Source organism: Pseudalkalibacillus sp. Hm43 (genome assembly GCF_054170705.1).
On record NZ_CM135129.1, the window covers coordinates 339,537 to 352,777 of the forward strand.

At 43.2% G+C, this 13,241-nt stretch carries 15 protein-coding genes; 13 read left to right on the plus strand and 2 right to left on the minus strand.

Features of this window, described 5'->3' with window-relative positions; translation table 11 throughout:
- Nucleotides 1-75: 75 nt before the first annotated feature.
- On the plus strand, nucleotides 76-1,059 hold the full coding sequence (locus ACXQIQ_RS01790) for a YpdA family putative bacillithiol disulfide reductase (protein WP_439300431.1): 984 nt from the start codon (nucleotides 76-78) through the stop codon (nucleotides 1,057-1,059).
- Nucleotides 1,060-1,102: 43 nt separating this feature from the next.
- Here the strand turns inward: ACXQIQ_RS01790 and ACXQIQ_RS01795 are convergent, their stop codons facing one another.
- The gene (locus ACXQIQ_RS01795) at nucleotides 1,103-2,077 is read right to left on the minus strand and encodes an asparaginase (RefSeq protein ID WP_439301957.1); all 975 of its coding nucleotides are present in this window, start codon (nucleotides 2,075-2,077) and stop codon (nucleotides 1,103-1,105) included.
- Nucleotides 2,078-2,241: 164 nt separating this feature from the next.
- Here ACXQIQ_RS01795 and prsW point away from each other — a divergent pair, with 164 nt between their 5' ends.
- From prsW to rpsA, 8 genes are all read left to right on the plus strand, one after another.
- Entirely contained in the window at nucleotides 2,242-2,937 is a 696-nt protein-coding gene (gene prsW, locus ACXQIQ_RS01800) for a glutamic-type intramembrane protease PrsW (protein WP_439300430.1), read from the plus strand.
- A gap of 151 nt (nucleotides 2,938-3,088) precedes the next feature.
- A complete protein-coding gene (gene sleB / locus ACXQIQ_RS01805) occupies nucleotides 3,089-3,940 on the plus strand; it encodes a spore cortex-lytic enzyme (RefSeq protein ID WP_439300429.1) in 852 nt (283 codons plus the stop codon).
- Between the two features lie 15 nt (nucleotides 3,941-3,955).
- Complete coding sequence (gene ypeB / locus ACXQIQ_RS01810) at nucleotides 3,956-5,305, plus strand: germination protein YpeB (protein ID WP_439300428.1); 1,350 nt, start codon at nucleotides 3,956-3,958, stop codon at nucleotides 5,303-5,305.
- Nucleotides 5,306-5,402: 97 nt separating this feature from the next.
- Nucleotides 5,403-6,062, plus strand: coding sequence for a flagellar brake protein (locus ACXQIQ_RS01815; protein ID WP_439300427.1), 660 nt, complete (start codon nucleotides 5,403-5,405; stop codon nucleotides 6,060-6,062).
- A gap of 67 nt (nucleotides 6,063-6,129) precedes the next feature.
- Nucleotides 6,130-6,363: a YpfB family protein gene (locus ACXQIQ_RS01820; protein ID WP_439300426.1), complete on the plus strand. Its 234-nt coding sequence runs from the start codon at nucleotides 6,130-6,132 to the stop codon at nucleotides 6,361-6,363.
- A 111-nt stretch (nucleotides 6,364-6,474) separates the two neighbouring features.
- Nucleotides 6,475-7,152, plus strand: a complete 678-nt coding sequence (gene cmk, locus ACXQIQ_RS01825; protein ID WP_439300425.1) for a (d)CMP kinase — start codon at nucleotides 6,475-6,477, stop codon at nucleotides 7,150-7,152.
- 6 nt (nucleotides 7,153-7,158) lie between these two features.
- Entirely contained in the window at nucleotides 7,159-7,743 is a 585-nt protein-coding gene (locus tag ACXQIQ_RS01830; protein ID WP_439300424.1) for a lysophospholipid acyltransferase family protein, read from the plus strand.
- Between the two features lie 183 nt (nucleotides 7,744-7,926).
- On the plus strand, nucleotides 7,927-9,078 hold the full coding sequence (rpsA, locus tag ACXQIQ_RS01835; protein WP_439300423.1) for a 30S ribosomal protein S1: 1,152 nt from the start codon (nucleotides 7,927-7,929) through the stop codon (nucleotides 9,076-9,078).
- A gap of 104 nt (nucleotides 9,079-9,182) precedes the next feature.
- On the opposite strand, the gene ACXQIQ_RS01840 is transcribed toward rpsA, so the two are convergent.
- A complete protein-coding gene (locus tag ACXQIQ_RS01840) occupies nucleotides 9,183-9,317 on the minus strand; it encodes a YpzI family protein (protein ID WP_439300422.1) in 135 nt (44 codons plus the stop codon).
- Nucleotides 9,318-9,441: 124 nt separating this feature from the next.
- Between ACXQIQ_RS01840 and ACXQIQ_RS01845 the strand changes: the two genes are divergently transcribed.
- From ACXQIQ_RS01845 to ACXQIQ_RS01860, 4 genes are all read left to right on the plus strand, one after another.
- Nucleotides 9,442-10,080, plus strand: a complete 639-nt coding sequence (locus tag ACXQIQ_RS01845; RefSeq protein ID WP_439300421.1) for a YphA family membrane protein — start codon at nucleotides 9,442-9,444, stop codon at nucleotides 10,078-10,080.
- A 147-nt stretch (nucleotides 10,081-10,227) separates the two neighbouring features.
- Nucleotides 10,228-11,541 (plus strand): ribosome biogenesis GTPase Der, encoded by a 1,314-nt coding sequence (gene der / locus ACXQIQ_RS01850; RefSeq protein WP_439300420.1) that lies wholly within the window; start codon nucleotides 10,228-10,230, stop codon nucleotides 11,539-11,541.
- Between the two features lie 9 nt (nucleotides 11,542-11,550).
- Nucleotides 11,551-12,165: a glycerol-3-phosphate 1-O-acyltransferase PlsY gene (gene plsY, locus ACXQIQ_RS01855; protein ID WP_439300419.1), complete on the plus strand. Its 615-nt coding sequence runs from the start codon at nucleotides 11,551-11,553 to the stop codon at nucleotides 12,163-12,165.
- The gene (locus ACXQIQ_RS01860) at nucleotides 12,165-13,223 is read left to right on the plus strand and encodes an NAD(P)H-dependent glycerol-3-phosphate dehydrogenase (protein WP_439300418.1); all 1,059 of its coding nucleotides are present in this window, start codon (nucleotides 12,165-12,167) and stop codon (nucleotides 13,221-13,223) included. The genes plsY and ACXQIQ_RS01860 overlap by 1 nt, the downstream gene beginning before the upstream one ends.
- Nucleotides 13,224-13,241: the final 18 nt, after the last annotated feature.

Genomic DNA, 13,241 nt, shown 5'->3' on the forward strand with positions numbered 1-13,241 from the left:
GTGTAAGATTTTATAGAATAAATGTTGTAAATGATAAAGATATAGACATGAAGTTATTAGGAGTGAAGAGAAACCATGCAAGCGGATGCAATCATCGTCGGTGGAGGCCCCTGTGGATTATCTACAGCAATCGCCTTAGAGGGAATTGGTCTCAAACCGATCGTCATCGAGAAAGGAAACATCGTCAATTCCATATATAATTACCCGACACATCAACAATTTTTCAGCACAAGTGAGAAGCTGGAAATCGGCAACATGCCATTCGTTATCGAACAAAGAAAACCGAAGCGAAATCAAGCTCTCTCCTATTACCGGGAAGTGGTGAAACGGAAACAGCTCACGGTTCATACGTTTGAAAAAGTTCAAAAAGTCGAAAAGACGGCTGACGGATCTTTCATTGTCAGCTCGACGAAACAGGATGGGTCTGCAGAGACATATGAAACACCATACGTCATCATCGCTACTGGATATTATGATCATCCGAACTATATGAATGTGCCTGGTGAGGACTTAGACAAAGTTTTCCATTACTTTAAAGAAGCACATCCTTATTTTGATACAGATGTCGTTGTGATCGGCGGTAAAAATTCAGCTGTTGATGCAGCGCTTGAACTTGAAAAGGTCGGAGCTAGAGTGACCGTCCTCTATAGAGGATCTGAGTATTCCGGCAGTGTCAAGCCATGGATTCTTCCCGAATTCGATGCGCTCGTAAGGCATGATAAAGTCAAGATGGAGTTTAATGCAGAAGTGAAGGAGATTACGCCGGACACTGTCCGTTATGAAGCGGATGGAGTGGCGAAGGAAATCAAAAACGATTTCGTATTTGCCATGACGGGCTATCACCCTGACCATTCATTTCTGACGAAAATGGGTGTCTCTATTGAAAATGAAACAGGCAGACCTCTTTTCGATCCTGAAACGATGGAAACGAATGTTGACGGCATTTTCATTTCAGGCGTCATTGCTGCAGGCAATAACGCGAATGAGATCTTCATTGAAAATGGCCGGTTCCATGGTGGACTCATTGCAAAAGAACTCCAGAAACGGAAGAAGGATTGACCGATATCATTTTGGTCAATCCTCTTCTTATTCTATGATCAATTTAGTTCTTCAGAAACGCTTCTCTGATCTCTTCCATTTGATAATCCATTTCTAATGTGACCATCAGTTTGAGGCGTGCTTTCGGTCCATTTAAACCGTTTGTGAAGATGACCCCTTTATCTTTCAACTGTTTTCCACCGCCGTCATAACTGTAGATGTCCTGCACGATACCATTGAAACATCTGGAGACGAGGACGATCGGAATGTCTTCACGAAGGAAAGCTTCCACTTCTTCGACCAATGCAGGTGGGAGATTACCCTGACCGAGTGCTTCAATCACCAGGCCATCAATCTGCATGTTCCGGACGGATTGAAGCAGTTCTTTGTGCATACCCGCATAGGCTTTTAGAAGCACTACCTTTTTTGAAAGACCCAACGTTTTGTAATGCTCCTTATTCACAAGGTTATGGTGAAAGTGGACCCCTCTTTTCGTTACGATCCCTAAAGGCCCGTATTGGGGACTTTGGAATGTGGCAATGTTGCTCGTATGTGTTTTTGTCACATTTTTAGCGGTATGGATTTCATCATTGAAGACGACAAGTACTCCTTTATCTTTTGCTTCGTCACTTGCAGCTACTCTGACGGATGAAATGAGGTTATGAGGCCCGTCCGCTCCAAGTTCATTGCTTGAACGCATAGCTCCTGTCAATATGATTGGAGTGTCGTTTCCATGGAGAAGATCCAACAAGTAGGCCGTTTCTTCCAAAGTGTCCGTACCGTGTGTCACGACGACACCATCCAATTGATTTTGTACTAATTGAGCATGAATATAATTCGAGAGCTCAATCATATGTTCAGTCGTTATATGGGGAGAAGGCAGGTTCAAGAAATCATCCATCGTCACTTCCGCTACCTGGGATAACAAAGCATATGTTTCATGGAGCGGATTGACTTCCCCTGGCAAAACTTTTCCTGTATCTTTATCCTCGCTCATGGCGATGGTACCACCTGTATGAATGACTAGGATTTTTTTCATCATTCTGCTCACCTCAGTTCCAATAGTTTCTCCAAGACTTAACATACCATTTTCCGATGTTCCCGTCTAAATGGAAATGTTCTTCCTCTTTGAAAATATTTGAAGCCATGGAGCATCTGTTCATGATACGATAGAGAAAATAAATTGGAAACGAGACGATTTACATGTTTACGATCTTTTCAGCTGGAATAGCTCCTGGTATAGCCTTGCTATCTTTTTTCTATCTGAAAGAAAAATACAAACCAGAGCCGATATTAATGGTATTGAGAACATTCATCATCGGTGTTCTTCTTGTTTTTCCCGTTATGGTACTTCAATTCGGCATACATGAAGAGATGGTTGTACCAAGTTGGGTGGATGCTTTTCTCGTCTCATCCTTATTAGAAGAGTTCTTCAAATGGTTCTTACTCTACTTTGCTGCTTATCAGCATATTGATTTCAATGATCCTTACGATGGCATCATCTATGGCGTTTCGATATCTTTAGGCTTCGCTACCGCTGAAAATGTGTTGTATCTGTTTTCGAACGGAGTAGAAACTGCAATGTATCGAGCAATGCTGCCAGTACCAAGTCATGCTCTGTTCGGTGTCATAATGGGATACTACCTCTCAAGAGGGAAATCTTCAGAGAAAGGCTCAATCAAACGGCTTTTCATACTGGCATCCCTTTTCATACCGATCCTGTTCCATGGCTTTTATGATTATATCCTTTTCGCTTTCATGCAAAAACGTTGGTTGTTATACATGTTACCGTTTATGGCTTTCCTGTGGTGGCTAGGGTTGAGGAAGATTAAATATGCACAAGTGGCTTCTGAGAGAAAATACCGGAATGCCCATACTCAGAACAAAACAATACTATGATGATGAAATGAAGTCTGGTTTGACCTGATGAGGTCAGTCAGGCTTTTTTTATTACACAAAATCAACTTCGCCTCTTTTGTATAAAATTCCATCAGTGACAAAAACTACGAACATTGAAAAGCTACACAGGATTCAACAGGAGGCTGTAACGATGAAAAGTCGATTTATGTGCTTGAAAGTATGTTTATCCATGATTCTCTTGGTCATCCCCTTGCTCACGGCTCTGAACGTAGAAGAATCGAAAGCGTTTAGTCCTCAAGTCATCCAGCACGGAGCGACAGGGGAGGATGTAGTTGAATTGCAAGCTAGACTGCAATATTTAGGATTCTATAACGGGAATATCGATGGCGTCTTCGGATGGGGGACTTACTGGGCTCTTCGAAACTTCCAATATGAATTCGGTTTGAAGGTGGATGGATTGGCAGGCTTCACCACGAAAAAGAAACTTGCTGATGCTTCCAAATACAATGAAAGCTTTGTAAAGAATAATCTCCGCAAGGGCAAAGACTTCACCCATTACGGAGGACAACCAATCGAGCAGCAAGCTGAAAAAGGGAAAGCGAAAGCGCCATCTGGACAAGGGAAGGCTGCACCTAAAGGTGATCAAAAGCAAACCGCGAAAAAGGGTAAAAACGTGCCGAGCGGCTATTCGGAAAATGATATCCAATTGATGGCGAATGCCGTATATGGTGAAGCCCGGGGTGAACCTTATGTCGGTCAGGTAGCGGTAGCAGCAGTAATCATAAATCGTATCGAAAGCACGTCGTTTCCGAATACGATTTCTGGAGTCATTTTCGAACCCCGTGCTTTTACAGCTGTAGCGGATGGTCAAATCTGGTTGACACCGAATGAGACAGCGAAGAAAGCAGTACAGGATGCGTTGAATGGATGGGATCCGACGGACGGAAGCATCTATTACTTCAACCCGAACACTGCGACTTCTGGTTGGATTTGGACACGAGATCAAGTGACACAGATCGGGAAACATATCTTCGCAAAATAATGGAGGTGAATCGGAATGATTCGAACGATACTCATCACCCTTTTAGCGATTGCAGTAGTTGGTACTGGCTATTGGGGATATAAAGAACATCAAGAGAAAAACGCCGTTTTGATCAATGCGGAAAATAACTACCAAAGAGCCTTCCATGATTTGAATTTCCACGTAGATGCCCTTGAGGAGAAGATCGGGACGACACTTGCGATGAACTCTCGTCAACAGTTGTCACCCGCTTTAGCGGAGGTGTGGCGATTGACGTCTGAAGCCCATAATGATGTCGGACAATTGCCGTTAGCCTTGATTCCTTTTAACAAAACGGAAGAGTTTCTGACGAACATCGGAGAATTCAGCTATCGAATCGCAATCCGTGACCTAGAGAAGAAGCCTCTTTCGGATCAGGAATATAAGACGCTTGAAAAATTGCATCAAAATGCTTCTGAAATCAAAGGTGAATTAAGAAAAGTCCAATCACTGGTCATGAAAGAAAATCTTCGTTGGATGGATGTCGAATTAGCACTTGCGACAGAAGCTGATCCACAAGACAATACGATCATCGATGGATTGAAAACCGTCGACAAGTCCGTTGAGGGGTATTCAGAAGTGAACTGGGGCCCTGAAATGACGAAGATCAGTGATATCAAGGACAATAAATATAAAGCTTTATCCGGAAAAGAGATATCCAAAAAAGAAGCAAAAGATCTTGCGTTCAAGTTCTTGAATTTGAAAAAGGGTAGCAAAGTGATCGTTGAGGCCAACGGAAAAGGCAGCCCATATGAAGCTTATCGAGTTTCCATCAATGAACCGGACACAAAATCGAACATTTATATGGAGCTGACGAAGAAAGGCGGTCACCCTGTTTGGATTCTTCAGGATCGTAATGTGAAGAAAGCCAAAATCAGCCTTTACGAGGGTAGTCAGAAAGCGTTGAAGTTCTTGAAAAATCATGCGATGGATCAAATGGAGCTTTCAACAAGCGACCAATATGACAACATCGGTATTTTCACATATGTGAAAATGCAAGATGATGTTAGGATCTATCCTCAAACCATTACGATCAAAGTGGCATTGGACAATGGGGATATCATCGGGTATGAAGGAATGAACTACTTGGTCGGAGAAAAAGACCGGAAAATCGGTTCCCCAAGTCTTTCGATTGAAGAAGCGAAAGGCAAAATGAATCCGAAGCTGAAAATCATGGAAAATCATCAGGCGATGATTGTAAACGATTTAGGGGATGAAGTGCACTGTTATGAATTCCTCGCCACACTCGGAAATGAAACATTCAGGATTTTCATCAACGCGGATAATGGGTATGAAGAGAAAGTGAAAAAGCTTGATGACCCGAACACACCCGTGAATAGCATGTAGTGAATTCGAGGGAAGGAAAAGCGCAAAATGTGCTTTTCCTTTTTTTATTAAAATGAGATAATAGACCTAATCGAATCATTAAGGGGCGAGGGGAAATATGATTCAAATCGGTGACATTCTTTTCTTGGATATCCATAAGCCTGGCGCAGCACCACTCAAATATAAATGTAAGGTGGAGCATGTCGGGACAGATCGATTGCTTGTTACATATCCGACAAACCTTCGGACGAACAAGTCTGAATTTTTTATGGTCGGAACACGTTTTCACGGGCATTTTACAACGAAAGATAAAATGACATATTCGTTCAATACGGAAATGGTGGATCGGAAGAAAGATCGGCTTCCTTTATTAGTCATCTCTTATCCTGGTGAACAGAACCTGAAAAAGATCCAGCGTAGGGAGTATGTAAGGGTCGATACATCCATTGATGTGGCCATCCACCCGAAAGATGTGCATTTTTCACCATTTAATACGATGACCTCCGATATCAGTGCAGGAGGTTGCGCCATCAATTTGCCTGAGAAACACAAATTGAAGGCAGGGATGGATGTCATCTGTTGGTTGGTATTGCCTTTGAAAGACCGGATCCATTACTCTAAGCAACATGCAAAAGTCATTCGGATCATTGATGGGAAAGATGGCAAAAGGGATAAAGCCCCATTACAGTTCGTTGATGTTTCCGAAAATGATAAGCAGAATTTCCTACGATTCTGTTTTGAAGAACAACTACGCTTCAAAAAGAAAGGTCTCCTTTAATCATGTAAAAAGATCCATGAAATTGGGCATAGATAAATAAGAAACCAATTTCTGAGGATGATATGTCTTGAAAAGGACGGAACGACTCTTCACCAAACTGATCATTTGTCAATTCATCTTTCTCATCATCGCCCAGTTGGTGCTTGCCAATCCTGGTCTGAGAACCTATATGAACAAGGTTTATCAGTATGAAGGGATCCATAATGGCCATAGAGGAGAGACGGTTGAAACGATAGACCACTCCAGTGACCTATGGTATGATGGAAGAGTTGAAAAGGAAGACCTAACTGAGAAGAAATAAATGCGTGAACTTGGCATAAGAAGCGGGTGCTTTACTGCTATCAAAGCCAAGTTTTCTCTATGATTAAAAACAAAAATAATTGGAATACAACGTGATATAGCAGGAGGAAGTATGAGTAATCTAATGAAAATTGCCATCGATGGTCCAGCAGGTGCTGGAAAGAGCACTGTAGCGAAAAAGGTCGCAGATGAATTAACCTATGTATACATTGATACCGGAGCGATGTACCGTTCCATCACTTTGAAAGCACTTCGCGAGGGTATTGATGTCCGTAATGAAGATGCACTGCAATCTTTGTTGCAAACGACAAAAATCGATTTGCAAAAGCAATCAGACCGCCAGATCGTACTATTGGACGATGAGGATGTCACTGAAGAGATTCGTACTTCAGATGTAACGAATAATGTGTCTGAAGTAGCGAAGCATGCGGAAGTCCGAAAAGAAATGGTCAAGCGCCAACAGAAGCTGAGTGAAAAACATTCCGTCGTCATGGACGGAAGAGATATCGGCACGCACGTCATTCCGAACGCTCAGGTGAAAATTTTCCTGATTGCTTCTGTGGATGAAAGAGCGAAAAGAAGACACGAAGAGAACGTATCAAAAGGGATGGCTTCAGACATAGAACAAATCAAGAAAGAAATTGAACAAAGAGACTTGTTGGATTCGCAACGGGAAGTGTCCCCACTTAAAAAAGCGGTGGATGCAATCGAGGTCGACACAACTACGATGACGATTGATGAGGTCGTAGATGCGATTTTGACGATTGTAAGAGAATATGAAAGGGTTTGATGGTTGGTGGCGCTTTATAATTTAGGTCGTTCATTATTCAATGGAATCTTTTACGGAGGGTACCGAATTCAAGTGGAAGGACTTGAAAATGTGCCGAAAGAGGATGGCGTATTGATCTGTTCCAATCATATCAGTTATCTGGATCCGCCATTAGTCGGCTCGTCTTCAGGACGTACGGTCCATTTCATGGCGAAAGCCGAACTTTTTGAAGTCCCGATTTTGAAAAATATCCTACCTAAGATTCATGCTTTCCCTGTCCGTCGCGGTATGAGTGATAAACAAGCCCTACGTAAAGGCTTAGAACTTCTGAGAAATGGGAAAGCGGTCGGACTTTTCCCTGAAGGAACGAGAAGCAAGACTGGCGAAATCGGTTCAGGTCTTGCAGGGGCAGGGTTCTTTGCGATGAAGACGGATGCCAAAGTAATCCCTTGTGCAATCATCGGTCCTTTCAAACTATTCCGCACTGTGAAGATCGTTTACGGACCTGAAATCGACTTCAGTGAATTGAAAGAAAATAAGGCTTCTGCAAAGGACGCAACCGAGAAAATCATGGCAGAAATACGCAAATTGTATGAGGCAAATAAGTCCTGAAGATAGAAGCATAGTTACTTGACAAATCTCGCTATTTGTAAGAAGTTAGAGGAAAGAGAATGGAGATTGAGAATGTTCAAAACATTTTTTTGGACACTCACTTATACATACTCTTTCACTGAATTTTATGTGAAGGGTCTTATATAGTTTCTCTTCGTTTAGACACTTAAGGAGGTAAAGCCAATGACTGATGAAATGAATCAAGAACTTTCAGAAATGAAGCCTTTGGAAACGGGGGACGTCGTAGACGGTACTGTTACAAAGGTCGAGGAAAAGCATGCATTAATCGATGCAGGATATAAAATGGATGGAATCCTGCCGATCAGTGAGCTCTCTAGCTTGCATGTTGAAAAAGTTAGTGATGTTTTATCTGAGGGAGATACATTAACACTTAAAGTGATTAAACTAACTGAAGAAGAACTGGTACTCTCCAAGCGTGCGATTTCTGCTGAAAAAGCTTGGTCTGAGTTAAAAGAAGCTCATGAAAACAATGAAACTTTAGAAGTCGATATCGCTGACGTAGTCAAGGGCGGTCTAGTGGTCGATCTTGGCGTGCGCGGGTTCATCCCTGCTTCCCTTGTGGAAAGACACTTCGTCGAAGACTTCTCTTCTTATAAAGGAAAATCACTTGAAGTCAAGATCGTAGAGCTAGATGAGGAAAACAACAAGCTGATCTTGTCTCACCGTGCAGTCCTTGAAGCGCAAGAAGAATCGAAAAAGCAAGAAGTGCTTCAATCACTAGAAGCTGGTCAAGTACTTGAAGGTACGGTTCAGCGTCTAACAGACTTCGGTGCGTTCGTTGATATCGGCGGCATCGATGGTCTTGTACACATTTCCCAGCTCGCACACCACCGTGTGGAAACACCATCTGAAGTGGTAAGCGAAGGGGATTCTGTGAAAGTGAAAGTACTTTCTGTTGACCGCGATAATGAGCGTATTTCATTATCCATCAAAGAAACGTTGCCTGGACCATGGGATAACGTCTCTGATGTACTTGAAAAAGGTAAAGTCGCTGAGGGTACAGTGAAACGTTTAGTTTCCTTCGGTGCATTCGTTGAAGTGGCACCTGGTGTCGAAGGCCTAGTGCATATTTCAGAAATCGCCAACCGTCACATCGGCACACCAAGCGAAGTGCTGTCCGAAGGCGAAGTCGTGAAAGTGAAAGTGCTGGACATCAATACGGATGAAAAACGTATTTCCTTGAGCATCCGCGCTACACTTGAAGAAGAAAACCGTCCATCGAAAATCGATCCTGAATACAGCAAAGAGACAGATGGAAATTCCGGTTTCTCACTTGGAGACATGATCGGCGATCAACTAAAGAAGTATAAGTAAATGAACGAATGAAGGCGAGCGCATTTGCGCTCGCCTTTTTTAATTTTCGAAAGGTCAACCTGATGACCATAGTCATCATCGATTAGATTCACCTGCACCTCGATTTAATGTTGATTATCCCGTCTCGCCTCTTCTGGGGTATCCATGCGAGTCGCCCCTTTAAAACGCAAACCTCGGTCACGATCAGATTCTACACGTCCTGATTGCTTCAACTTCTTTTCTTGTCTGTCTTTTCCCAATTTCATCACTCCTTTTCAATTAGTTTTAGAAATCGAAGGATTCCTATACATTTTTACACCCTAATAAAGATTCTACAGTTTAGAATTCGCCTTCCATTTCCATACTTATTAAGGATGTGGATTAATGCCAAAACAAGAAGGTGGAGTTGAAAATATGGAAGGTGCTGCATTTTACTGGTTAGCTTGGATTGCTTGGACAATTACGACATTTCTTATGAAGAAAACGAAGGAAAGAGTGTATCTCTCCATCTTCTTTCTCCTACTCATTTACACATCGACCTTCACTTTTCATATCGATCGTTTTTCCATGAATGGAACCCTTTTAATGCTCGCATTAATCAGTTATGCTTACATTGGTATGCAGACTGCCAGAGATACGATGTACAGCATGTTTGTGAGTATCCTGTTATCCCTTGTATATCTCGGTTTGTATGTCATCGTCATGAATGATCCAATTTGGGTCATGTTCAGTTTTCATTTCTTTATGGCGCTTCCGGTGGCATTACTCTCGATTTTAATGCTGAAAACGGTCAGGACTAGACTTTCTGTAGTGATTTCCGCATTGATCCATGGGGAAGTGGGATACACCATTTTCATGTTGGACATGCATCCGATGTATGTTTCTGGATCCTTCATCTTTTTAAATGTCCTAGTAGTGGCGTGCGGAATCGTCTTTCTTTGGACGATGTATGAATCCTTCATCAGCAAGCTGAAGGTGAAGGTGGATCGACCCGTCAAACATGTGAAGGAAGGGGTTCATTAATCGGCCGTTGTTTCCGATGTTGTAGGGAACCTTGTTTTTTGCTAAAATAAATGAGTTCTAATTGTAAATTGATTTTACATACGGAAGATGGATTGGAAATGCACCAATCATAAGGATTGGAAGCATTGAAGAGAAGGAAGTGATGTTATGCGTAAACCGGTTGTAGCTGTTGTCGGACGTCCTAATGTTGGAAAATCGACAATATTCAATCGTATCATCGGGGACCGTCTAGCGATTGTGGAAGACAAGCCAGGCGTAACTCGGGACCGTATTTATAGTTCAGCAGAATGGCTGAATACAGAATTTAATGTAATCGACACAGGTGGGATCGACCTCGGTGACGAACCACTTTTGAAACAGATGAGACAACAAGCCGAAATTGCTATTGACGAAGCGGATGTCATCATCTTCATGGTTAATGGACGTGATGGAATTACTTCTGCAGATGAAGAGGTAGCTCAAATCCTCTTCCGTTCGAAAAAGCCGATCGTACTTGCAGTCAATAAAATCGATAACCCAGAGCGCATGAGTGAGGTATATGAATTCTACTCGTTAGGATTCGGAGAACCAGTCGCCATTTCTGGGGCGCATGGTCTTGGACTCGGAGATCTTCTCGATGAAGTCGTCAAGCACTTTCCTGAGGAAGACGTAGAGGATTATGACGATTCTACAATCAAATTTTCATTGATTGGACGTCCGAACGTCGGAAAGTCCTCCCTCGTGAATGCGATCGTCGGTAAAGAGCGTGTGATCGTAAGTGACATAGCCGGTACGACACGTGACGCAATCGATGCCAAATTCACGAAAGATGGTCAAGAATATGTCATCATTGATACGGCAGGTATGCGAAAAAAAGGAAAAGTATATGAAACCACCGAAAAATATAGTGTATTAAGGGCTTTGAAAGCGATCGATCGCTCTGATGTCGTTCTTGTCGTCTTGAATGCAGAAGAAGGCATTATCGAACAAGATAAGAAAATCGCAGGATACGCTCATGAAGCGGGTCGAGCGGTCATCATCGTCGTAAACAAATGGGACGCGATCGAGAAAGATGATAAGACGCTACGTGACTTCGAACAGAAGATCCGCGATCATTTCTTATTCCTGGACTATGCTCCGATCGTTTTCGTTTCGGCGTTAACGAAACAGCGTCTACACACTCTACTGCCAGTCATTGAGCAGGTAGCTGAAAACCATACAATGCGTGTGAAAACGAATGTATTGAACGATGTCATCATGGATGCTGTCATGATGAATCCGACACCGACTGATAAAGGTAGAAGGCTTAAAATCAATTATGTTACCCAGGTGGCAATCAAGCCGCCGACATTTGTGTTGTTCGTGAACGACCCTGAACTGCTCCACTTTTCGTACAAGCGGTTCATCGAAAATCGGATTCGCGAAGCTTTCGGATTCAAAGGTACTCCGGTTCGCATTATTGCTCGTAGAAAAAATGAATAGGAGGCACTCATGGACATCATCAATATCATTCTTGCGATACTCATCGGTTATTTTATCGGTTCGATCAGTTTCAGTTATCTGATCGCTAAGAAAATCAAGAAGGTGGATATCCGTACGCAAGGGAGCGGGAATGCAGGCGCTACCAACACCCTTCGTGTCCTAGGATGGGGTCCTGCAATCGCAGTATTGCTGTTGGATGCTTCCAAAGGGATTGTTGCCGTATTACTCAGCTATCTATTAGGTGTAGAAGGCTGGGTCGCTTTCCTAGCAGGTCTGTTTGCGATTGTCGGACATAACTGGCCGATTTATTACGGGTTCCGAGGCGGCAAAGGTGTAGCGACTACCATTGGCGTATTTGCCATCCTTGTATTCATTCCTGCCCTCATCGCAGGTGGGGTCGCCATTTTGACGATTGCTTTGACTAGATATGTATCATTGGGATCGCTGTTCTTTATCATTCTTACACCGATTTTGGCAGCCTTTATGGGCGAATATGGGACAGCTTATATCATTCTCGCTACCGTTATCGGCCTTTTATCCTTGTGGCGTCATCGTACGAATATCCAGCGGTTGATGAAAGGTACTGAAAGCAAGTTAGGTCAGAAGAAGGAAGTGACAAGTTAATGAAGAAGATTGCTGTTATTGGTGCAGGTAGTTGGGGAACCGCTTTGGCACTTGTGCTGGCGGATAACCAACATGATGTACGGTTATGGGCTCGTAGAAGCGAGCAGGTGGATGAGATCAATGAACGCCATACAAACCAAAAGTATCTACCGGATGTAGAACTACCTGAAAACATCATTGCGACAAACGACTTGAAAGAAGCTGTCTCCAACACGGATACGATTCTGCTCGTTACTCCGACTAGCGCTTTAAGAGAAATACTGAACCAGATGAAAGAGGATCTGGAGGACAAGGTGACTTTGATCCATGCAAGTAAAGGAATTGAACCTGATACGCTCTATAGAGTGTCAGAAGTGATAGAAGATGAGATTCCTGCAGAGCTGCGTGAAGCCGTTGTCGTGCTTTCCGGACCGAGTCATGCCGAAGAGGTTAGTCTTCGCCAACCGACTACTGTGACGGTCTCTTCCAAAAACCACGAAAAAGCAGAACAGGTCCAGGATCTGTTCATCAACCCGAACTTCAGAGTGTATACGAATCCGGATATTGTGGGTGTCGAACTTGGAGGTTCGTTGAAGAACATCATCGCTTTAGGTGCCGGGCTGTCCGATGGCTTAGGTTACGGGGACAATGCGAAAGCGGCCCTGTTGACACGTGGTCTAGCTGAAATCGCACGGTTAGGAACGACAATGGGTGCACAACCTCTCACTTTTGCAGGATTATCCGGAATCGGAGATCTCGTCGTTACTTGTACGAGTGTACATAGCCGGAACTGGAGAGCAGGTAATCTGCTCGGGAAGGGCAACTCTCTCGATGAGGTCCTGGAAAACATGGGCATGGTCGTCGAAGGGGTACGAACAACGAAAGCGGCCTATCAGCTCGCCAAGAAAGAAGGCGTTGAAATGCCTATTACGAATGAATTGTATGAAGTGCTTTTCCATGACAAGCATCCGAAGGAAGCAGTCGATTCCCTGATGAGAAGAAGCAGGACTCACGAAGGGGAAGACTTGAGCTCGTTGATTTCGAGTCGATATACGTTAAACGAAAAAAATCCTGAATAAAGCACACGAAGTGCCCTC